A 1,740-nucleotide genomic window follows, 5' to 3' on the forward strand; every position below is an offset into this window, starting at 1 on the left:
TTGCACCAGGTCTTTTTCGTCCAGCTCATCGAGCATTTGTTCATACAAAGCCGCGGGCACACAATAAAAAACATGGCGGTTACGGTCAATTATCTCGACCGGGTAGCCGCCGCGGGCACTGGCGGTGGCCACCGGATCGTTTTTAAGTTCGCTGACGCTGGCAGTCACATCACACAGAATGATATTTGTCATGGTTCCCCCCTGAGACAAGTCACCTGTATGATCGGTAAAGTAAGCTCTGGCGGCAAGTCCCTTCTGTCATTTCAACGGTCAGAAACGGGCAACCGGCAGCTCCTTCCAGCGTGTGGTATATGCCGGTGACAGCATCTCCCGTTTCATCTGCCAGTCCGGCGCAATACCCCGTCCGGCAAACCAGACTTTCCCGAGTCCGGAATGATTAATGCCGTCGAGTACCTTCATCAGCGCATCGCTGTGCGGCCGTGGCTGCACGTCATCGAACAGATTCAGCTGCGCGACGCCGTTCGGACTGAAATCATTGAGCATTATCCCCGCTTTTGCGTAGCGGTGGCCATCGAGCCAGATCCTGTCCAGAGACCTGACCGCTGCCGCGATAATGTCCCGGGTGTCACGGGTAGGGGTGTTCAGTTTTTCCGTGGCCACGTTACCGTAATACGGCTCATTAACCGCAAAAGGGGATGTCTTGATGAAGGTGCTGATATGCCGGCAGTACTGTCGCTCACCGCGCAACTTTTCCGCCGCGCGCTCGGCATACTGGCAGACGGCCTGGCGCATTTCTCCGTAGGTGGTGATCCGCTGCCCGAAGCTGCGACTGCAGACAATCTGCTGTTTCGGCGGCGGCGCTTCCTCCAGCGAAATGCAACTCTCGCCGTTCAGCTCACGTACCGTGCGCTCCAGCACTACGTTGAAGTTTTTCCAGATAAATGTAGGGTTCGTCAGCGACAGCTGCAGGGCGGTGGTGATCCCCATAACGTGCAGCTTTTTCGCTATCCGGTTCCCCACGCCCCAGATTTCTTCCACCGGCTGTAGGCTGAGTAATTTTGCCGTTCTGCGTGGATTTTCGGGCGACAGCGCCAGCACCCCACTGAATTGTGGCCATTCCTTTGACGCCCACTGCGCCGATTTGGCCAGTGTTTTTGTGGCGCCGAAGCCGACACCGATCGTCAGTCCGGTTCCACTGAGAACATGCCCACGCAGCTGCCTGCCAAAATCCTCCAGATCCATACAGTGGCTAATTCCCCGGGCATCCAGGAAACATTCGTCAATTGAGTATTGTTCGACGCGGGGCGACAGCTCTTCCAGCAGGGCGACCACACGGTTACTCAGGCTCGCGTAGAGCTCGTAGTTGCTGGAAAAAACGTACAGTTTTTCAGGAAACTGCGCCTCTTTGAGCTGGAACCAGGGGGTTCCCATCTTTATACCCAGCCGTTTGGCTTCAGCACTCCGGGCAATAACGCAGCCATCGTTGTTACTGAGAACGACGACAGGTTTGCCGCGCAAATCCGGCCTGAAAACCTTCTCGCAACTGGCGTAGAAGGAGTTGACGTCGGCCAGGGCGAACATCAGTCTGCCCTCCGGGTTTTATGAATGAAGGCCGTCACCACGCCGAAAATTTGCAGCGTTTCCGGATCCGGGTACAGGGAAGGGAAGTCCGGGTTCATCGCCTGCAGGGCTGGCCGCGGCGTCAGAAGCAGGCGTTTTACGGTGAATTCACCCTCAATTTCCGCGATAACAATATCCCCGTGCCGCGGCTGTTCTGCT

General features: G+C 56.4%; 3 protein-coding genes. All 3 read right to left on the bottom strand.

Annotation, left to right across the window (positions count from 1 at the left end; all coding sequences use genetic code 11):
• Window positions 1–192, bottom strand: a 192-nt coding sequence (locus VZP09_RS24650; protein ID WP_328795524.1) for a type II toxin-antitoxin system Phd/YefM family antitoxin, incomplete at its 3' end; no start/stop codon positions are given.
• A gap of 78 nt (window positions 193–270) precedes the next feature.
• Window positions 271–1,542 carry a Y-family DNA polymerase gene (locus tag VZP09_RS24655; RefSeq protein WP_004187101.1) on the bottom strand — a complete coding sequence of 424 codons (1,272 nt, stop codon included), beginning with the start codon at window positions 1,540–1,542 and terminating at the stop codon, window positions 271–273.
• A partial coding sequence (locus tag VZP09_RS24660) for a S24 family peptidase (protein ID WP_019704487.1) occupies window positions 1,542–1,740 on the bottom strand: 199 nt, incomplete at its 5' end. The genes VZP09_RS24660 and VZP09_RS24655, both read right to left, overlap by 1 nt.

The sequence above is a fragment of the Klebsiella sp. EMBS2024 genome, from assembly GCF_036233805.1.
Lineage (GTDB): Bacteria > Pseudomonadota > Gammaproteobacteria > Enterobacterales > Enterobacteriaceae > Klebsiella > Klebsiella pneumoniae.

Coding starts and splice junctions, on each gene's coding strand:
- VZP09_RS24655 (WP_004187101.1), bottom strand. CDS start 1,542: ATGTTCGCCCTGGCCGACGTCAACTCCTTCTACGCCAGTTGCGAGAAG.